At 67.0% G+C, this 19,407-nt stretch carries 14 protein-coding genes and 1 tRNA gene; 11 read left to right on the plus strand and 4 right to left on the minus strand.

Features of this window, described 5'->3' with window-relative positions; all coding sequences use genetic code 11:
• Positions 1–17: 17 nt before the first annotated feature.
• The 3 genes from DB31_RS30475 to DB31_RS30485 all read right to left on the minus strand — a co-directional run bounded on the left by DB31_RS30475 (position 18) and on the right by DB31_RS30485 (position 3,299).
• Positions 18–1,157 carry a class I SAM-dependent rRNA methyltransferase gene (locus DB31_RS30475; RefSeq protein ID WP_044193860.1) on the minus strand — a complete coding sequence of 380 codons (1,140 nt, stop codon included), beginning with the start codon at positions 1,155–1,157 and terminating at the stop codon, positions 18–20.
• A gap of 129 nt (positions 1,158–1,286) precedes the next feature.
• Positions 1,287–1,643: a hypothetical protein gene (locus DB31_RS30480; RefSeq protein ID WP_044193863.1), complete on the minus strand. Its 357-nt coding sequence runs from the start codon at positions 1,641–1,643 to the stop codon at positions 1,287–1,289.
• 60 nt (positions 1,644–1,703) lie between these two features.
• The gene (locus DB31_RS30485) at positions 1,704–3,299 is read right to left on the minus strand and encodes an NAD(P)/FAD-dependent oxidoreductase (RefSeq protein ID WP_044193865.1); all 1,596 of its coding nucleotides are present in this window, start codon (positions 3,297–3,299) and stop codon (positions 1,704–1,706) included.
• Positions 3,300–3,607: 308 nt separating this feature from the next.
• Here DB31_RS30485 and DB31_RS30490 point away from each other — a divergent pair, with 308 nt between their 5' ends.
• Positions 3,608–3,814: a hypothetical protein gene (locus DB31_RS30490; protein ID WP_205628587.1), complete on the plus strand. Its 207-nt coding sequence runs from the start codon at positions 3,608–3,610 to the stop codon at positions 3,812–3,814.
• Positions 3,815–3,882: 68 nt separating this feature from the next.
• On the opposite strand, the gene DB31_RS30495 is transcribed toward DB31_RS30490, so the two are convergent.
• A complete protein-coding gene (locus DB31_RS30495) occupies positions 3,883–4,566 on the minus strand; it encodes a diacylglycerol kinase family protein (protein WP_044193868.1) in 684 nt (227 codons plus the stop codon).
• Positions 4,567–4,818: 252 nt separating this feature from the next.
• Here DB31_RS30495 and DB31_RS30500 point away from each other — a divergent pair, with 252 nt between their 5' ends.
• From DB31_RS30500 to DB31_RS30545, 10 genes are all read left to right on the plus strand, one after another.
• The gene (locus DB31_RS30500) at positions 4,819–7,461 is read left to right on the plus strand and encodes a golvesin C-terminal-like domain-containing protein (protein ID WP_240486963.1); all 2,643 of its coding nucleotides are present in this window, start codon (positions 4,819–4,821) and stop codon (positions 7,459–7,461) included.
• Between the two features lie 115 nt (positions 7,462–7,576).
• Positions 7,577–8,590, plus strand: coding sequence for a type I glyceraldehyde-3-phosphate dehydrogenase (gene gap / locus DB31_RS30505; protein WP_044193872.1), 1,014 nt, complete (start codon positions 7,577–7,579; stop codon positions 8,588–8,590).
• Positions 8,591–8,628: 38 nt separating this feature from the next.
• A complete protein-coding gene (locus tag DB31_RS30510; RefSeq protein ID WP_044193874.1) occupies positions 8,629–9,819 on the plus strand; it encodes a phosphoglycerate kinase in 1,191 nt (396 codons plus the stop codon).
• Between the two features lie 25 nt (positions 9,820–9,844).
• Positions 9,845–10,615: a triose-phosphate isomerase gene (tpiA, locus tag DB31_RS30515; RefSeq protein WP_044193876.1), complete on the plus strand. Its 771-nt coding sequence runs from the start codon at positions 9,845–9,847 to the stop codon at positions 10,613–10,615.
• Between the two features lie 92 nt (positions 10,616–10,707).
• Complete coding sequence (gene secG, locus DB31_RS30520; protein ID WP_044193878.1) at positions 10,708–11,166, plus strand: preprotein translocase subunit SecG; 459 nt, start codon at positions 10,708–10,710, stop codon at positions 11,164–11,166.
• 76 nt (positions 11,167–11,242) lie between these two features.
• Positions 11,243–11,324, plus strand: a tRNA-Leu gene (locus DB31_RS30525).
• A gap of 385 nt (positions 11,325–11,709) precedes the next feature.
• Entirely contained in the window at positions 11,710–13,188 is a 1,479-nt protein-coding gene (locus DB31_RS30530) for a type I restriction-modification system subunit M (RefSeq protein WP_240486964.1), read from the plus strand.
• Positions 13,185–14,717, plus strand: coding sequence for a type I restriction-modification system subunit M (locus tag DB31_RS30535; RefSeq protein ID WP_044193879.1), 1,533 nt, complete (start codon positions 13,185–13,187; stop codon positions 14,715–14,717). The genes DB31_RS30530 and DB31_RS30535 overlap by 4 nt, the downstream gene beginning before the upstream one ends.
• A 22-nt stretch (positions 14,718–14,739) precedes the next feature.
• Positions 14,740–15,900, plus strand: coding sequence for a restriction endonuclease subunit S (locus DB31_RS46075; protein ID WP_205628588.1), 1,161 nt, complete (start codon positions 14,740–14,742; stop codon positions 15,898–15,900).
• Positions 15,897–18,863 (plus strand): type I restriction endonuclease subunit R, encoded by a 2,967-nt coding sequence (locus DB31_RS30545; RefSeq protein ID WP_044193883.1) that lies wholly within the window; start codon positions 15,897–15,899, stop codon positions 18,861–18,863. The genes DB31_RS46075 and DB31_RS30545 overlap by 4 nt, the downstream gene beginning before the upstream one ends.
• Positions 18,864–19,407: the final 544 nt, after the last annotated feature.

Below are 19,407 nucleotides of genomic sequence, written 5' to 3' on the forward strand. Positions count from 1 at the left end.
CCGGGGCGCGATTGTGTTCAATTCACTTCGAGTGCCACCGCGTCCAGGTAGTCCGCCCCTGGGGTATTCACCGGGGAGGGGTGGTCTGGAGGCAGTCCGAGCCGGGCCAGCCGGAAGGCCACCCGCTGCTCCCGCTCACAGGCCTCGGCCACCAGCTCCTCGAAGGACCCTACGGGGAGTGGAGGGTGGTACCCCGTCAGCAGCAGCCGCCCCCCGTGACGGGTCCGTTGGATCGCCCGACGCACATGCTCGATGAAGTCCTCCGGCGACCCCGCGTCCCGGGTGTCCAGCAGCACCAGGTCAAAGGTGTCCGTCACCGCCTTCAGCACGTCCAGCGCCTTGCCCGACTCCACCTTCACCCGCCCGAACAGGCCGTTGGCCTCGGCGTTCTCCCGGGCCAGGTCCGCCGCGTCCGCATCCGCGTCAAAGGCGAGGATCTGCTTGGCCCCATGGAGTCCCGCGTGGATGAACAGGCCGCCCACGTTGCAGCACGGGTCCAGCACCCGCGCCTCGCGAGACAGGCGGGAGAGGAACTTGCGCACCTCGCGCTGGTCGTAGTGGTAGCCCGTGTTCAGCCCGTAGGTGAGGTCTACCGTGAAGCGGGCTCCCAACTCCAGCAGACGGCACCAGCGCGGCGGATTGCCGTACAGCACGTGGGGCCTCTGTGGCGCCAGCCCCAGGGCTTTTCTCCGGGCCGAGTCGTTGCGCAGCAGCACCGAGCCCGCCCCCGCCACTTCCACGATGGCGCGGGTGATCTCCTCAATGCGAGCATCCATGGGCCGGGTGAGGGTCTGGACGACGAAGTGAGTCTCGTAACGGTCGACGATCAGGCCGGGCAAGCCATCGCCGTCGTCGTTGACCAACCGGCAGAAGCGCGGGTCATCCACAAGGCGGGCGCGGCGCTCCAGGGCGTGGCGGATGTGGCGGGGGATGAGGCCCTCGACGGCCTCTTCCGGGAGGCCCAGGCGGCGCACCGGGAAGGAGGCCTCCAGGTCCACGTCGCCCAGCCCCAGCACCTGTCCGTCCTCGTCCCGGAGCTGTACCGGCTCGCCCACCACGGGCGTGCCATCCATGGAGAGGATGTCCTCCCTGCGCAGCCAGAAGGCGCCATGCCGGAGCTTCCGAGCCGCTTCTCGGGACAGATAGGTGTTGAGCACGAGGTGTCCTCCCTTTCTCCGCGAGCCGCGGACCCGGGCCCGTAGGCCCTCCCGGGAAGAACATGTGTGCTCTGGGCGACGGTTGTCGGCAGGCGCCGCGCCGCCGGGCTGCAGAGCAGGCGAGGAGGCTCAGCGCCGCCGGTTGAAGGCCTTGTACGTCACCCGTCCCGCCAGCGAGGACGCGGCCAGCGCGGGAGCCAGCGCCCACAGGCCATAGCCCATGCGCATGAGGATCAGCGCGAGCAGCCCCGCAGCGGCCGCGATGAGGATGCCCAGCACCTGCGCGTTCTTATGGGCCCAGGACTGAACGCCGGTGCCACGGGCCCGCGCCAGGGTGGGGATCGTGGCGGCCTTGCGCCAGAGGGTGCCGCCCTCCTCGAGCACCTCGTCCTCCGGGTCCACGAGCCCCGCCACATAGGCCTGCTCCACGTGCAGGATGCTCTCGTACTCCAGCTCCCCCTCGGGGGTGCGTACGCGGTAACGCATGGGCTCCTCACTCCTGGGGAGCTCCCTGGCGACTCGCCAGGCAGGCTCCCAGGCCAGCTCCTAGGTCAGCTCCCCGGCAATCTGCTCAGCGATGCGCAGGCCATCAATGGCTGAGGAAACGATACCTCCCGCGTAACCGCAACCCTCGCCGGCCGGGTAGAGCCCACGAAGCGACACAGAGTGGAGATCATCGCCTCGAGTGATGCGCACCGGCGAGCTGGTGCGGCTCTCGATGCCGATCAGCTTGCCCTCGTCGCTGATGAAGCCGCGCATCTTCCGATCAAAGCCGCGCAGGGCCTGCTTGATGGACTCGGTGAGGCGCTCGGGGAACAGGCGGTTCAAGTCCGCGTGCACCAGTCCCGGCCGGTAGCTGGTGCCGCCTGGCTCCTTCTTCACGCGCCGCGCCAGGTAGTCCGGGATCGTCTGCGCCGGAGCGAAGAAGCGGCCCTCGCCCAGCTCATATGCCTTCTTCTCCCAGTGGCGCTGGAACTCCAGCCCCGCCAGCGTTCCGTGGAAACCCTCGCGCTCGAAGTCCTGCACGGACACCGTGACGACGATGCCCGCGTTCGCGTACTTCGCGTTGCGCCGCGAGTTGCTCATGCCGTTGGTGCACTGCAGGCCGTCCTCGGTGGGCGTGGGCACCACGATGCCGCCCGGGCACATGCAGAACGAGTAGACGCCGCGCACCTCGCCATCGACCTCCAGGTTCTCCGCCAGCTTGTAGTCCGCTGGCGGCAGCTTCGGGTTCTTCGCCGCGTTCCCGTACTGGATGCTGTTGATCAGCCCCTGCGGGTGCTCCGCCCGGAAGCCCAGCGCGAACGGCTTGGCCTCGACGCTCACCCGCCCATCTTTCGCGAAGCGCTCGTACAGCTCGCGCGCCGAGTTGCCCGGTGCCAGCACCACCCGATCGCTCTCCAGCGTGCGCCCGTCCACCAGCTTCACGCCCGCCACCCGGCCGTCGCTGTAGAGCAGATCCTCCACCTTGTGCTCGAAGAGCACCTGACAGCCCCCGGCGATCAGCATGTCCCGGATGCGCGCCACCGCCCCCGGCAGCAGGTCCGAGCCGATGTGCGGCTTGCCCTCCACCAGGATGTGATCCGGCGCTCCGTACTGCGCGAACGTCTCGATGACCTTGCGCACCATGGGGTGGTTGATGCGCGTAGAGAGCTTGCCGTCCGTGTAGGCCCCAGCACCGCCCTCGCCGAAGTTCATGTTGCTCTCCGGGTCCAGCGAGCCGTCGCGCATCAGCTTCGCCACGTCCTTGCGGCGAGTCACCACCTCGCGCCCGCGCTCCAGCAGGATGCTCCGCACCCCGCGCTCCAGCAGCCCCAGCGCGCAGAACAGCCCCGCGGGGCCCGTGCCGATGATGAGCGGCCAGCGCTCCGGCTCCTTCACGCGCGGCAGCGGCTCGGGCGGCGGAGGCGCCTCGCCCACATCCGGAGGCAGGCGCGCGGGCTTCCGTCCCGGCACCAGCGTGACTTCGAGTGTATAGATGTAGCGGGGGCTGCCCTTCTTCCGGGCATCCAGCACCGAGCGCACCACGCGCACCGAGGCCAGATCGGACCGGGTGACTCCCAGCTTCTCGGCCGCTCGCTCGCCGAGCAGCTCCTCCGGCTCGTCCAGCCACAGCCCGATGTTGTTGATGCGGTACGCCATGTGCGCTCGTCTCCCTGCTGTGGGGCGCGTATCCCTGGCCCTGGGACAGAATGCAAGCCCTTGAAAACACAGGCTGTTACCAGGGCTTGGGTGTGTACCCTGTTATGCACCCCTTGCCGGTAAACCCAGGAATGCACAGGGGGGTGCGAAGCCTGCTTCGCATCCTCCCGGAGCCCTGCGGAGCCCCCGGCCTTCGTTAACCGTCCGCAGATCATGAGGAATCCGGCAAGTGCTCGTTCGCTGGCACGGGGATTGAACCCTGTAGCATGCGAGTTGACGCAGTCCCCTCATTTTTTGGAGATACCTCCTTGAGCACCGACCAAAAGGGTCCCCGGATTCTGGCGCGCACCTTCTTCGCGCAGCTGCGTTCCACGGGCTACACGCCCCAGCAGATCATCGGCGTGGCCACGGAGCTGCTCGATCTGGTGACGGAGGAGCTCAAGCAGGGTGAGAAGTCGGAGGATGTTGCCCAGGTGACGGCCGAGACGGCCCCGGGTTGGCAGCCTCGCGTCTAGGGGCGTAGGGTCCCTCTTGCATCCCTAGCGGGCGAGCGAGTTCCGGACGGGTTCCGGGGCTCTCGCCCCTAGGTTTGGTGCGAAACCGGCGACGAGCCGGTTTTTTTTTGCCCCAGGGCCTCGCGGCGCCGGGTGCGCGCCGCGGCTCCCGCGATCACGAGCAGGCCCGCGGTGAGCGCGGTGAAGACAGAGCTGGCGGTGCGCGTGGCCTGCAGCCCCAAGAGCACGGCGGCCACCACGAAGGCGGCCACGTCCACCCAGGCGGGCCGGGAGCGTGGCAGCACGAGCAGCGTGACGCAGGCGGTGAAGGGCAGGCCGAGGGCCACCTGCCGCGCGATCTGCGGTCCGCTGTTGAGCACGACGCTCCAGTTGTGCACGAGCAGCGCGGCGAAGATGACCACGGTGCCGAACGCCAGCACCATGACGCCCGCGGCGGCTGCGTCCTTGGCGAGCCGGGCCTTCTCGTCGAACTGCTGGACGGCGAGATCCACCAGGTGCTCGAGCGCGCTGTTGAGGATCTCCGCGAAGAAGATGAGGAGGACGCAGAAGATGAGCGTCACCTTCTCGGCGAGCCCCAGGGGGATGCCGCTGCCCACCAGCCCCACGAGCACGGCGGAGACGAGGTGGACGCGCATGTTGCGCTGGTGGACGACCGTGTGGATGAGCCCCGTCCATGCATAGCGGAAAGATGCGAGCAGTCCCACGCCGCCGCGAGACGGGAACGGGGTGCGAGGAGGGGCCGGATCGTTCATAGGCAAGCGGTGGGGCAGGGTAGCATTCGCGGGCCGGATTGCCGTGCTCGCGCGAGGGCCGTTGGAGTCCTATGGTCCGCGCCCAGCATGGCACGTCTTCTCTCTCTCTCGTGTTCGAGCTTGATCTGTGTGCTGCTCCCCGCGCTGGCCGGGGCCCAGCCCATGCCCTTCGAGGCGCCCCAGGACTGCGGTCTGGAGCCTCCCGGGGCTGTGTATGTCCCACTGCCGGAACCCCGGTCCTATGAGGCGAGCATGAAGGAGGCGGCCTCGCTGCCCCTCGTCCGCCGGGAGGACCGGGATGGGGCGCGTGGGGCCGCCTCGGGGCTGCCACAGACCCGGATGCGAGGTGGGGCGCTGTCCGGGAAGACGGTGTACCTGAGCCCCGGACATGGCTTCTTCCGGAGCGCTCCGCTGGCGCGCTGGGCGACGCAGCGGGACAACACGAACGACATTGTCGAGGACCTGGTCTCCGCCGAGACGCTCAGCCAGTACCTGTTGCCCATGCTGATGAGCGCGGGGGCCCGGGTCGTCCCGGTGCGCGAGACGGACTTCAACCCTCGGATGGTCATCGTCAACAACGGCGACCCGGAGTACTCGGAGACCGGGACCGAGTCCCTCTTCAGCTCCGCCACGGTACCGGGGTGGGGGCCTCCGCCCTCGCCGATGGCGAACGACGTGCGGCCCTTCGACCTGGGCGGGAGCCGGCTGATGGCCGTGTCCCCCAATCCAACGGCCTCGGCCTCGTGGGTGCCGCGCATCCCCGCGGACGGCAGCTACTACGTCTATGTCTCCTACGCGGCGGAGCCCTCACGGGTGCATGACGCGCACTTCGTGGTGAAGCACGCGGGGGGAGAGACCCACTTCCGCGTCGACCAGCGCCGCCACGGTGGGACGTGGGTGATGCTCGGCCGGTTCTACTTCCGGGCGGGGCAGAGCCCGGAGAAGGGGGCCGTGCTGGCGCTCAACGACTCGACGGGGACGGGCACTGTCTCCCTGGATGCGGTGCGAATCGGCGGCGGCTCGGGCTTGATTGGCGACGCGACCATGGGGCCGCTGGACCGGCCTCGCTACGAGGAGTGCGCGCGCTACCACGTGCAGTTCAATGGGGCGCCCGCCTCGGTGTTCGCGCCCACGGGCGCCAATGGGCTGTCCAACGAGCGCACCAGCGACGTCAGCGCGCGCTCTCGCTTCGCGGCCTGGGATCACGAGGACGGTGAGGACGCCATCTACGTTGCGTGGCACACCAATGCCGTGAACGCCACCGTCGTGGGCACGGAGGTCTACGTCTATGGGCCCAATCCCGTGGACGGCACGCTCAACTTCACGGGCGTGGATGGGAGTCTGGAGCTGGGCACCGCGATTCGCGCCGAGCTGGAGAAGGACTTCAAGGCCGCCGTGGATCCGAACTGGAGGGTGCGGAACCTGCGCTCGGCCGACCTGGGCGAGGTGAACCCGAGGCACAACCCAGAGACGCCCGCCGTGCTCCTGGAGATCGCCTACCACGATGCAAAAGCGGACGCGGATCGCTTGAAGGAGCCGGAGTTCCGCCGGATCGCCGCGCGCGCCATCCTGCAGGGCATCATCAAGTACTTCGCCACGAAGGACGGCAAGACCGTGCAGCTGCCGCCGGAGCCTCCCACCGTGGTGGCGGCGCGCAACGTGACGGGCGGAGTGGAGGTGCGCTGGTCGCCTCCGGCGACGGACTCCATCGATCTGGGTGGGTACGCAGCCTCGGCCTACCGGGTCTACCAGAGCGAGGACGGGCTGGCCTGGGACGAGGGCACGGAGGAGACGGGTGTCTCGCACACCTTCAACCTCCCGGAGGGCACCACGCGCTACTTCCGCGTCGCGGCGATCAACCAGGGCGGTGAGTCCTTCCCGTCGGACACCGTGGGCGCCCGGGTGGGCACGGCGCCGCCTGCGCTCATCATCCATGCGTTCGATCGGCTGGACGCGACCATGGATCGGCCCGAGGACCTGTCGCGCTTTGGCCTCAACTCTCCGCTGCGGATGATCCTGGAGACCATGAACGATGGCTCCTCCGTGCGCCGGCATGGGGCAGCGGTCGCCAAGCACGCGGTGGCCTTCGACAGCGCGACGAACGAGGCCGTCGCTGCCGGGTTTGTGAGCCTCTCCAACTATCGGCTCGTGGACTGGTTCACCGGCCGGGGAGGCACGGGCGGCGCGGCTCCCTCCCGGGCCGAGCAGGACGGGTTGCGCACCTTCGTTCAGAGCGGGGGGCACCTGCTCTTCTCTGGCAGCAACGTGGCGTCCCGGCTCGCCGCGGGGGATGCGGACGATCAGGCGTTCCTCGCCGAGATCCTCCGCGCGGCGGTGGGCAGTGGCTCGTCCTCGCTGCTCGTGGAGGGGCAGCCGGGCGACTGGCTCTCCGCTGCCATGGAGCTCCAGCTTGATGACGGCACGCGGGGCGGGCTCGCGGTGGGCATTCCCGATGTCCTCGCACCCGCCGCGGGAGGGACCTCCGTGCTGCGCTACACCGGCACGGATCTGTCGGCCGGCATCTCCTCGGCGCCCAATGGCGAGGTGCTCTTCCTCACCGTGCCTTTGGAGGGACTCGTGAGCCCGCTTCGGCGCGAGTACGTGGTGGGCACCTTCCTGGCGCGCGCGGGCCTGCTCGCCACGGCTCCCCCAGCGCCGGGGAATGATCCCGTTCCGCCGGATCCTGGGCCTCCCAATCAATGGACTCCCGCCACGGGCAAGGACCCTCGGCCTCCTGATCCCCCTCCGCCCCCTCCGGACTACATCGTGGACCTGCTGCCCCAGTTCTACGAAGGAGCCGACACCGGTTGCGGTTGTGGCGTGGGCAGCGGGTCTGCCTCGGTGGCGTGGCTGTTGCTGCTCGTTACTGTTCAGCGAGGCCGCCGCCGCCGGTAAACACTGCATTCTGAGCGTTGACTCGGGTGCGGCGTGTGCCTACGGTCGGCCGCCCTTTGCTCGTCACGTGGGTGCTCAGCCCACCTTTTGGACTTATCCAAGGAGACTTACAGACATGGCCATCAAGATCGGCATCAACGGGTTTGGTCGTATCGGCCGCTGCGTGCTGCGCGCGGTGCTTGCTCGCCAGGAGAAGGACATCGAGGTCGTCGCCATCAACGATCTCGACAAGCCGGCGGCGCTGGCCCACCTGTTCAAGTACGACTCCGTGCACCGCACCTGGCCGGGCCAGGTGAAGGCGCAGGACAAGGCCATCGTCGTGGACGGTCACACCATCGCCGTCACCGCCGAGAAGGACCCGACGGCGCTGCCCTGGAAGTCGCTGGGCGTGGACATCGTCCTGGAGTGCACCGGCCGCTTCACCGCGCGCGAGGGCTCCGAGAAGCACCTCACGGCGGGCGCCAAGAAGGTCATCGTCTCCGCGCCGGCCAAGGGCCCGGACCTGACGATCGCCTACGGCATCAACCACGACCAGTACGATCCGAAGAAGCACCACATCATCTCCAACGCCTCGTGCACCACCAACTGCCTGGCGCCGGTGGCCAAGACGCTGCTGGACACCTTCGGCATCGAGAAGGGCCTGATGACCACGGTGCACAGCTACACCAATGACCAGCGCGTGCTGGACCTGTCCCACGAGGACATGCGCCGCGCCCGCGCCGCTGCCCTGTCGATGATCCCCACCAGCACCGGTGCGGCGAAGGCGATCGGCGAGGTGCTGCCGGCGCTGAAGGGCAAGATGCACGGCATCTCCATCCGCGTGCCGACCCCGAACGTGTCCCTGGTGGACCTGACGGTGGTGACGAGCAAGCCGGCCACCGAGGACGCGCTGAAGGATGCGTTCCGGAAGACCGCCGAGGGCTCGCTCAAGGGCATCATGCAGTACAACGACGAGCAGACGGTCTCCATCGACTACAACGGCAACCCGCACTCGGCGATCTTCGACTCCACCAACGCCTTCGTCATGGGTGAGAACCTGGTGAAGGTGATGGCGTGGTACGACAACGAGTGGGGCTTCTCCAACCGCATGGTGGACACCGCCAAGTTCCTCGCGGCCAAGGGCTTCTAGTCCACAGGCACCCAGGGCACCGAGAGGGAGACCGAGAGATGATTCGCTACATTGATGACCTGCAGCTGACGGGCAAGCGCGTCTTCATCCGCGTGGACTTCAACGTCCCGCTGGAGGGCAAGCGCGTCACCGACGACACCCGTATCCGGGAGGCGCTGCCGACCATCCGCCGCGCGCTGGAGATGGGCGGCAAGGTCATCCTGGCCTCCCACCTCGGGCGCCCCAAGGGCGGGCCGGACCCGAAGTTCACGCTGGAGCCGGCCGCCTCGAAGCTGGCCGAGCTGCTCGGCCCCAAGCACGAAGTCATCCTCGCGGATGACTGCGTGGGCGACGCGGTGAAGAAGCAGGTGAAGGAGCTCAAGGACGGGCAGGTGCTGGTGCTGGAGAACCTGCGCTTCCACAAGGAGGAGGAGGCCAATGACGAGGCCTTCTCGCGCGAGCTGGCCTCGCTGGCGGACGTCTACGTCAACGACGCGTTCGGCACCGCCCACCGCGCCCATGCCTCCACCGCGGGCATGGCGGCCTTCGTGAAGGAGAAGGCGGCCGGTCTGCTGATGAAGAAGGAGATCGAGTACCTGGGCCGCGTGCTGAAGAACCCGGAGAAGCCCTTCGTGGCCATCCTGGGTGGCTCCAAGGTGAGCGACAAGATCAAGGTCATCGAGAACCTGCTGCCCAAGGTGGACGCGCTGCTCATTGGCGGGGCCATGGCGTACACGTTCCTGAAGGTGCAGGGCGCGGACGTGGGCAAGAGCCGGGTGGAGGAGGACAAGCTGGCGCTGGCCACGAAGATCCTCGACGCGGCGGCGCGGCTGAAGACGCCCATCGTCCTGCCGGTGGACCACGTGGTGGGCAACGCGCTGACGGAGCAGAGCATCAAGCAGGAGACGCCGGACCGGAACATCCCGGCGGACCTGATGGGCCTGGACATCGGCCCGAAGACGCGGGCGCAGTTCACCCAGCACATCCGCAACGCGAAGACGGTGGTGTGGAACGGCCCCATGGGCCTGTTCGAGGTGGACAAGTTCGCCGAGGGCACCAAGGTGGTGGCCGATGCCATGGCCAACAACCGTGCGGCGGTGACGGTGATTGGCGGCGGTGACAGCGCGGCGGCGGTGCAGCAGATGGGCTACGGGGACAAGATGACCCACGTGTCCACGGGCGGTGGCGCGTCACTCGAGTTCCTCGAGGGCATCCAGCTGCCGGGCATCAAGGCCCTGGAGACGAAGTAGTCCCCCCCACCCGTCAGGAGAAGCCATGGCCACCGAGCCCCGCCGGAAGATCGTTGCAGGCAACTGGAAGATGAACAAGACGGTCCCCGAGGCGCTGGCGCTGGTGCGCGAGCTGCGGGGCATGGTGTCGGTGCTGCGCGACAAGGTGGAGATCGTGCTGGCTCCGCCGTTCGTGGCGCTGCACCCGGTGGCCAAGGCCATCGAGGACTCGAACCTGAAGCTGGCGGCGCAGAACTGCCACTGGGAGGCCTCGGGGGCGTTCACCGGCGAGGTGTCCGCGCCGATGCTGAAGGAGCTCGGGTGCTCGTATGTGATTCTCGGGCACTCGGAGCGCCGGCAGTTCTTCGGCGAGACGGACGAGACGGTGAACAAGCGGGCGCAGGCCGTGCTGAAGGCGGGCCTGTTGCCCATCCTCTGCGTGGGCGAGACGCTGGCCGAGCGCGAGGCGGGCCGCACCCTGGAGGTGGTGGAGCGGCAGGTGAAGGGCGGCCTGGCGGGCTTCGGCGCCGGGGACGTGGCCCAGTTCGTCCTGGCCTACGAGCCGGTGTGGGCCATTGGGACGGGCCGGACGGCGACGACGGCGCAGGCGCAGGAGGTCCACGCGGCCATCCGGGCGCAGCTGGGGCGGCTGTACGACGGTGGGACGGCCGAGCAGGTTCGGATCCAGTACGGCGGGAGCGTGAAGCCGGACAACGCCGCGGAATTGCTGGGACAGAAGGACGTGGACGGGGCCCTGGTGGGTGGGGCGAGCCTGAAGGCGGGAGACTTCGCGGCCATCGTCAAGGCGGGGGCTTGAGAGGAAGGGTGGGGCGCGCGAAGGAGTTGCTACCCCACTGTCCGGTTGTGTAGGGTGCGCGTCCTTTACAACGCGCTTTTGAAAGAGAAGCCATGCTGACCTTCTTCACGATCGTGCACGTCCTGCTCTGCGTGTTCATGATCTTCGTCATCCTGCTGCAGCCCGGTAAGGACGCGGGCATGGGCGCTGCGCTCGGTGGTGGAGCGGCGACCAGCGCGTTCGGCGGCCGGGGCGCGGTGACGTTCCTGAGCAAGCTGACGGGTGTGTGCGCGGCGCTGTTCTTCCTGACGTCGCTGGGCCTGTCGTTCGTGGGCCTGAAGACATCGGTGGCGGCGGGCACGGCTCCCAAGCCGGCGGCCACGGCTCCGGCGACGCCGGGTGCGGCGCCTGCGGGCGCGGCGACGGATGCGGCGGCGCCTGCTGGGACGCCTGCGGCTCCGGCGAGCGTGGAGCAGCCGCGCGAGGCGGCTCCGGCGGCGACCGAGACGGCTCCGGCGGGTGCGGCTCCGGCGGCTCCGGCCCCGGCGCAGCCTGCGGCTCCGCAGCAGTAGGAAGAAAGAGGGGAGCGCAGCGGTTGAAAACCGTTGCGAGACCCAGCGTGGTCAGATAGATGGACCGCGCAGAAACGCCCAGGTGGTGGAACTGGTAGACACACCATCTTGAGGGGGTGGCGCCGAAAGGTGTGCGGGTTCGAATCCCGCCCTGGGCACTCCGAAAGAGCCTCCGAGTCGAAAGACTCGGGGGCTTTTTTAGTTCCGGGAGCCGCGAGCCAACCAGTTGGCTGTACCGTCATGGCTCACCAGTGAGCCCTCAGAGCCGCGAGCCAACCAGTTGGCTGTGCCGTCATGGCTCACCGGTGAGCCCTCAGAGCCGGATCCTGATCTTCGTTTCAGGCCGCCGCCTTCTGGCGATGGGACGTTCTTGATGCCATTCCATCCGCCGCCGTACTCTGAAAACGGCTGGGAGACTCCGCCTTCCGCCGCCCTGGAGCCCTAAACGGATGAGCGACGAGATATTTATGGTCCAAAAGGTCGCGGCTTTGGCGCGTCGTGAGGTGAGCGGTCGTGGGTAGCCAGTCGTCCCTCGCGCTGCCCGTGACGCTCGCCGAACTCGAGTCGCACCTCTGGGAGGCCGCGAACATCCTGCGCGGCAGCCCGGTCGACCGCACCGACTGGAAGTCGTACATCCTGCCGCTGCTCTTCTTCAAACGCATCTGCGACGTGTGGGACGAGGAGCACGCCGCGATGCTCGCCGAGTACGGCGAGGACTTCGCCGACGAGCACCGCTTCCAGGTGCCCGAGGGCTGCCACTGGTCCGCCGTACGCCGCGCGCCGAAGAATGTCGGCACCGCGCTCGCCAATGCGTTGCGCGGCATCGAGGCCGCGAACCAGGAGCACCTTTACGGCGTGTTCGGCGACGCGCAGTGGACCAACAAGGACCGGCTGCCCGACGAGCTGCTCAAGGACCTCATCGAGCACTTCTCGGCGCTCTCGCTGGGTAACGCCCGCGTCGCTTCCGACGTGATGGGCGACGCCTACGAGTACCTCATCAAGCAGTTCGCCGACGCGACCAACAAGAAAGCGGGCGAGTTCTACACCCCGCGCAGCGTCGTACGCTTGATGGTCGACATCCTCGACCCCAAGGAAGGCGAGACGATCTACGACCCGGCCTGTGGCACGGGCGGCATGCTGCTCGCGGCCGTAGAGCACGTGCGCGAGCGCGGCGGTGATCCACGGACCTTCTTCGGCAAGCTGTATGGCCAGGAGAAGAACCTCACCACCGCCTCGGTCGCGCGGATGAACCTCTTCCTGCACGGCATTGAGGACTTCGTCATCGAGCGCGGCGACACCCTCCGCAACCCGGTGTTCACCGACGAGAGCACTGATGGCCTCGCGACCTTCGACGTCGTCATCGCCAACCCGCCGTTCTCGCTGGAACAGTGGGGCCGCGAGGTGTGGGAGACGGATCCGTGGGGCCGCGCATTTGCCGGCCTGCCCACGGACAGCAACGCGGACATGGCGTGGGTGCAGCACATGGTGAAGTCGATGGCACCCAAGACCGGCCGCATGGCCGTGGTGCTCCCGCAAGGCGCGCTCTTCCGTGGCGGTGTCGAAGCGCAGATCCGTAAGCACCTCCTCGAAAAGGATCTCATCGAAGCCGTCATCGGTCTCGCACCGAACCTCTTCTACGGCACCGGCCTGGCCGCGTGCGTGCTGGTGCTTCGCCAGCACAAGGAGAAGCGCAAGAAGGGCAAGGTCCTCATCGTTGATGCGTCCTCAGTGTTCCGCCGCGGGCGAGCGCAGAACTTCATGGACCCGGCGCATGTCACCGAGGTCCACTCGTGGGTGCAGGGCTTCGCCGACGTCCAGGATCGCGCGCGCGTTGTCGACCTCTCGGAGATCGAGAAGGAGGGCTGGACTCTGAACATCTCGCGTTACGTGCTTCCTCCCATCGGGGCCGACATCCCGCCGCTTCCCGTCGCTGTCGCCGCTTTCAAGGACGCCCTCGCGAAGTGCCGCGAGGCCGAAGACAACCTTCGTCGTGTCATGCGCGAGGGAGGTTGGTTGTCGTGACCACGCACATGACCCAGCAAGAGCTTGAGTCGTATCTGTGGGGCGCTGCTGTCATCCTGCGCGGCCTGGTCGATGCTGGGGACTACAAGCAGTTCGCCTTCCCGCTGATCTTCTTCAAGCGCCTCTCGGACGTGTGGGACGAGGACTACGCCGCCGCCCTCGCCGAGTCGAAGGGCGACACGAGGTACGCGACCGCGACGGCCAACGACCGATTCGTGATCCCGGACGGTTCGCACTGGAAGGACGTGCGCGCCGCCGCGAAGGACGTGGGCAAGAAGCTCCAGACAGCGCTCCGCGCGATCGAGGCGGCGAATCCGGGGCGACTCGACGGCATCTTCGGCGACGCTCCGTGGACCAACAAGGAGCGCCTCCCCGATGTCACGCTGAAGAACCTGCTCGAGCACTTCTCGGGGCAGACGCTCTCGATCGCGAACGTGCCCGAGGACGAGCTCGGCAACGGCTACGAGTTCCTCATCAAGAAGTTCGCCGACGACAGCGGGCACACGGCGCAGGAGTTCTACACGAACCGCACCGTCGTCCACCTCATGGTACAGATGCTTGAGCCGAAGAGCGGCGAGAGCATCTACGACCCGACCTGCGGCACCGGCGGCATGCTCATCTCGGCGCTCGCCGAGGTAAAGCGAAAGCGCGGCGAGCACCGGACGCTCAAGCTCTTCGGTCAAGAGCGGAACCACATGACGGCGTCCATCGCGCGCATGAACCTCGTGCTTCATGGTGTGGAGGACTGCGAGATCGCGCGCGGCGACACGCTGGCCGCGCCAGCATTCCACGAGGCCGACCGGCTCAAGATGTTCGATGTGGTCCTCGCGAACCCGCCGTATTCGATCAAGCAGTGGAACCGCGAGGCGTGGACCACCGACCCCTGGGGCCGAAACTTTCTCGGAACGCCACCGCAGGGCCGCGCCGACTACGCGTTCTTCCAACACATCTTGAAGAGCATGGACCCGAAGACGGGGCGCTGCGCGATCCTCTTTCCGCACGGTGTGCTCTTTCGGAAGGAGGAGGCCGAGCTGCGCAAGAAGCTCGTCGAGGCCGACCTCATAGACTGCGTGCTCGGGCTCGGACCGAACCTCTTCTACAACTCACCGATGGAGGCGTGCGTCATCTTCTGCCGCTCCAAAAAGCCGCCGAAGAAGCGCGGCAAGGTGCTGCTCATCAACGCGGTAAACGAGATAGCGCGTGAGCGGGCGATGAGCTTCCTTCGTCCCGAGCACCAGCAGCGCATCGAGGCCGCCTATGACGCGTTCGTCGACGAGGAGGGCTTCGCGCAGGTCGCGACGATCGACGACATCGCCGCGCAGGGCTACAGCCTCTCGATCCCCCTCTACGTGAAACGCGACACCGCTGCCTCGGGTGCGAGCACGGAGTCGGCACCTTCTCTCGCGCAGTCGTGGGCCGCCTGGGAGGAGTCGGGCCGCGCCTTCTGGACCGAGATGGACGCTGTGGTCGACATGCTCGACGGCCTCGTCGCCGAAGAGCCGGAGCTCGCGGAGGTGGCCAATGGCTAGGGGCTCCGCGACATGGAAGCGGGTGAAGTTCGGCGAAATCGCGCAATGCGTGAACGACCGCGTCGACGATCCGAAGGCTGCGGGAGTTGATCGCTACGTCGGCCTCGAACACCTCGACCCGGAGAGCCTCTCAGTCCGTCGATGGGGTACGCCCGATGATGTTGAGTCGACGAAGCTCCGGTTCAAGCCGGGCGATATCATCTTCGGGAAGCGGCGAGCCTACCAACGCAAGCTCGCCGTCGCTGACTTCGAGGGAATCTGCTCAGCGCACGCAATGGTGCTTCGTGCGAAGCCGGACGCGGTGTTTCCCGAGTTCTTGCCGTTTTTCATGCAGAGTGACCCCTTCATGGAGCGCGCAATCGCAATCTCCGTCGGTTCACTTTCGCCGACAATCAACTGGAAAACCCTCGCTGAGGAGGAATTCACGCTACCGCCGCTGGAGGCGCAGCGGCGGCTTTCCACCGCGCTCCAAGCTGCCCGAGCTTGCCGAGAGTCATTTCTAGAAACGCAACGCGCCATTGAGGCGACGCGGCGTTCCCTCCTGTTCTCGATCTTCCGTCCTCGCCGTGGCCCCGCCGATCACTTTCCGGCTCATTGGCGCCGCGTTCGCGTAGGAGAGGCTGGGGACACACAGGTCGGCATTCGCAAACATCCGGGAAGCCTCCAAGGCCAGAACATGCGGCCGTACCTGCGAGTCGCGAACGTCCTCGATGGATGGATCGATTGGAGGGACCTCATGGAGATCAACGTCCCCGACCAGGATCTGGTGCGCTGCACTCTCCGCGATGGCGACATCCTGATCAACAAGGGCAACTCCATGAGCTTAGTCGGACGGTCGGCTGTCTTTCGAAGCCGTGGAAGCGACTGTTTCTTTCAAGACCACCTTATGCGCTTCCGTGCCCACGCCCACGTCCACGTAGGTTTTACCCAGGCGTACTTCCAGCATCTTCTCTACACGCTGCAGTTCACAAGAATCGCCGTGGCATCGACGTCTATCGCCACAATCCCTAGCGATAGCTTCGAGGCGCTTCCCTTTCCGCTGCCGCCCCTTGAGGAGCAACACGCGATCGTGCAACAAATCGACGGGGTCCTTTGGGCGTCAGGGCAACTCGGAGCGAGATTGGCCGAACAAGAGAAGCTAAGCCGCAGGCTGTCAGCAGCGATGAGCGGGATGCAGCCGTGACCTTCAGCGAGGCATCCACCGTCGAGAACCTCGTCCGCGACCTGCTCTGCGGCAGCGTCACGCACCACACCGCCGTCGGCGCCGGGCTCGCGCGCAAGAGCGGCAAGCTTGCCGGCCTCGGCTGGCACTACCTGGCGCGCGCGAGCATCCCGCGTCAGCCCCATGAGGTCTTCGTCGAGGACTGGATTCGTGACGCGCTCATTCGGCTGAACCCCGAGATCGCCGCCGTTCCCGACCGCGCCGACGAGGTTCTCTACAAGCTACGGGCGATCGTGCTCGCGGTGCGCTCCGACGGCCTGCTCAAGGCGAACGAGGAGCTGACCGCGTGGCTGCGTGGGGACCGATCGATGCCCTTCGGGCCGAACCACGAGCACGTCACCGTTCGCCTCATCGACTTCGAGAACATCGAGAACAACCACTACGTCGTCACGAGCCAGTTCACCTTCCGCGCTGGCTCCGCCGAACGGCGCGCGGACCTCGTGCTGCTCGTCAACGGCCTGCCCATCGTCCTCATCGAGGCCAAGACGCCCGTGCGCCATGCGGTGAGTTGGCTCGACGGCGCACTCCAGGTCCACGACGACTACGAGAAGAACGTTCCGGAGCTGTTCGTCGCCAACGCGTTCAGCGTCGCCACCGAGGGCAAGGAGCTGATGTACGGCGCCGTTCGCATGCCCGTGAACCTGTGGGGCCCGTGGCGTGGCGAGGACGAGGCGACGCCGGGCACGCTCGCGGGGCTGAAGGCGGCGGTGAGCGGCCTCCTTCGCCCGGCGGTGGTGCTGGACATCCTCGCCCACTTCACGCTCTTCGCGACGGACAAGAAGAAGCGCCGCATCAAGGTCGTTTGCCGCTATCAGCAGTACGAGGCGGTGAACCTCATCGTGCAGCGCGTCCTCGCCGGCAAGCCGCGAAAGGGCCTCATCTGGCACTTCCAGGGCTCGGGCAAGTCGCTGCTCATGGTGTTCGCCGCGCAGAAGCTCCGGCTCCAGCCCGAGCTCGGCAACCCCACGGTCATCATCGTCGTCGACCGCATCGATCTCGACGCGCAGATCAGCTCCACGTTCCACGCCTCCGACGTGCCGAACCTCGTGAAGGCCGAGACGCGCGAGGACCTTCAGCGGCTGCTGAAGCAGGACACACGCAAGATCATCATCACGACGATCTTCAAGTTCGGCGAGGCCGAGGGCGTGCTGAACGACCGCGGCAACATCGTTGCCCTCGTCGACGAAGCGCATCGTACGCAGGAGGGCGACCTCGGCATGAAGATGCGTGCGTCGCTGCCGAACGCGTTCCTCTTCGGCCTCACCGGAACGCCCATCAACCGGCGCGACAGGAATACGTTCTACGCCTTCGGCGCCGAGGAGGACGCGCGCGGCTACATGAGCCGCTACGGCTTCGAGGAGTCGATCCGCGACGGCGCGACTTTGAGGCTTCACTTCGAGCCGCGCCTCGTCGATCTGCACATCGACAAGGCCGCCATCGACCAAGCCTACCAGGCGCTCACGGGCGAACTCTCCGACCTCGACAAGGACAACCTCGCGAAGGCCGCCTCCAGGATGGCGGTGCTCGTGAAAGTGCCCGAGCGCGTGCAGAAGATCTGCGAGGACATTGCCAGGCACTACCAGGACGCGGTCTCGCCCAACGGCTTCAAGGGCATGGTCGTGACCTTCGACCAGGAGTGCTGCCTGCTTTACAAGGCGGCGCTCGACAAGCTGCTGCCGCCCGAGGCGACGGAGATCGTCATCTCGGCCACGGGCTCCGATGAGCGCTTCAAGCCCTACGCGCGCTCACGGGACGAGGAGGAGAGGCTCCTCGATCGCTTCCGCGATCCCAACGATCCGCTGAAGCTCCTCATCGTCACAGCGAAGCTGCTCACGGGCTTCGACGCGCCGATCCTCCAGGTCATGTACCTGGACAAGCCGTTGCGCGACCACACGCTGCTCCAGGCCATCTGCCGTACGAACCGCACGTACGGCGACAAGAAGACTCACGGCCTCATCGTCGACTACCTCGGTGTGTTCGACGATGTGGCCAAGGCGCTGGAGTTCGACGAGAAGGGCTTCCGCAGCGTCGTCGGCAACATCGAGGGGCTCAAGGCCCAGCTCCCCGAGGCGATGCAGAAGTGCCTCGCGTTCTTCCCCGGGATTGACCGCATGCAGACCGGCTACGAGGGCCTGATAGCGGCGCAGGAGTGCCTGCCGAACAACGACGTGCGCGACGCCTTCGCCGCCGAGTACTCGGTGCTCGGCAAGCTCTGGGAGGCCATCTCGCCTGATCCGATGCTGCTGCCGTTCGAGGTCGACTACCGCTGGCTCACGCAGGTGTACGTCTCGGTCCAGCCGACGAGCGGCACGGGCAAGCTCGTGTGGCACGCGCTCGGCGCGAAGACCATCGAGCTGATTCACCAGAACGTCCACGTCGAGGCGGTACGCGACGACCTCGAGACGCTGGTGCTCGATGCCGAGCTGCTCGAGGCGGTGATGGGTTCACCCGACCCGAAGAAGCGGGCCAAGGAGTTCGAGCTCAAGCTCACCGCGCGCCTGCGTAAGCACATGGGCAACCCTCGCTACAAGGCGCTGTCCGAACGCCTCGAGGCGCTCAAGGAGCGACACGAGCAGGGGCTGCTAAACAGCGTGGAGTTCTTGAAGCATCTCCTCGAGCTCGCCCGCGACTTCGTCCGCACCGAGAAGGACACGCCACCCGAGGAGGACGAAGACCGCGGCAAGGCCGCCCTCACCGAACTGTTCCAGCAGGTGAAGAGCGACAAGACGCCCGTGATGGTCGAGCGCGTGGTCGCCGACATCGACGAGATCGTGCGACTCGTCCGCTTCCCCGGCTGGCAGAACACGGCGGCCGGCGAGCGCGAGGTGAAGAAGGCCCTCCGCAAGAGCCTGCTCAAGTACCAACTCCACCAGGACGCCGACCTCTTCGAGCGCGCCTACGGCTACATCCGTCAGTACTACTGACCATGACGAAGCCGCTGCCGCCGCTCGTCGCATGGATTCGCCCGCCCGAGCCGATTCGAGGCCTCGACCTTCTCGGCGTGCAGGCTCCGTGCATCGCGCTCTACGGGCAGCTCCTTTCGGGCATCACGGCTCAGCCTCCTCTGAGTGGCAGCGGTTCATCGTCAAGCCTCTCTGTGAGGACCGAGCCCTCACTTCTCACTGGGAGGGCTGGTCGGAATAGGGGCACAGGTCGGCAAAGGTAGGCATAGGCTCAAGCAAGGAGGGTGTGGCCATCTCCGGTCCCCCGAGGGGAGCGGCCCGTTCATCGGAGCTAACTGGTTAGCTCCGGCCACAGGGCTCGCGCGTCGTTTGTGAGTTCGAGTGACTCGCCTCGTTCCAACACTCGCTGCACCAGTGCCCGAATAGGGTCCCATTTCTCAGGGAGACGCGTCATCTGGACGGCAGGCGAAGGGCGAGTCTGGCCCGCGTTGCTGGCACCGGAACCCTTCCGCGCAGGCCCCTTGTTCCTCAGGGGTGCAACGTGGGAGGCACTGCCAGACATCGC

The organism is Hyalangium minutum (genome assembly GCF_000737315.1).
In the GTDB taxonomy this organism is placed as follows: domain Bacteria; phylum Myxococcota; class Myxococcia; order Myxococcales; family Myxococcaceae; genus Hyalangium; species Hyalangium minutum.

Coding starts and splice junctions, on each gene's coding strand:
- gap (WP_044193872.1), top strand. CDS start 7,577: ATGGCCATCAAGATCGGCATCAACGGGTTTGGTCGTATCGGCCGCTGC.
- DB31_RS30485 (WP_044193865.1), bottom strand. CDS start 3,299: ATGGCGTACCGCATCAACAACATCGGGCTGTGGCTGGACGAGCCGGAG.
- secG (WP_044193878.1), top strand. CDS start 10,708: ATGCTGACCTTCTTCACGATCGTGCACGTCCTGCTCTGCGTGTTCATG.
- DB31_RS30510 (WP_044193874.1), top strand. CDS start 8,629: ATGATTCGCTACATTGATGACCTGCAGCTGACGGGCAAGCGCGTCTTC.
- DB31_RS30480 (WP_044193863.1), bottom strand. CDS start 1,643: ATGCGTTACCGCGTACGCACCCCCGAGGGGGAGCTGGAGTACGAGAGC.
- DB31_RS30500 (WP_240486963.1), top strand. CDS start 4,819: ATGAAGGAGGCGGCCTCGCTGCCCCTCGTCCGCCGGGAGGACCGGGAT.
- DB31_RS30495 (WP_044193868.1), bottom strand. CDS start 4,566: ATGAACGATCCGGCCCCTCCTCGCACCCCGTTCCCGTCTCGCGGCGGC.
- tpiA (WP_044193876.1), top strand. CDS start 9,845: ATGGCCACCGAGCCCCGCCGGAAGATCGTTGCAGGCAACTGGAAGATG.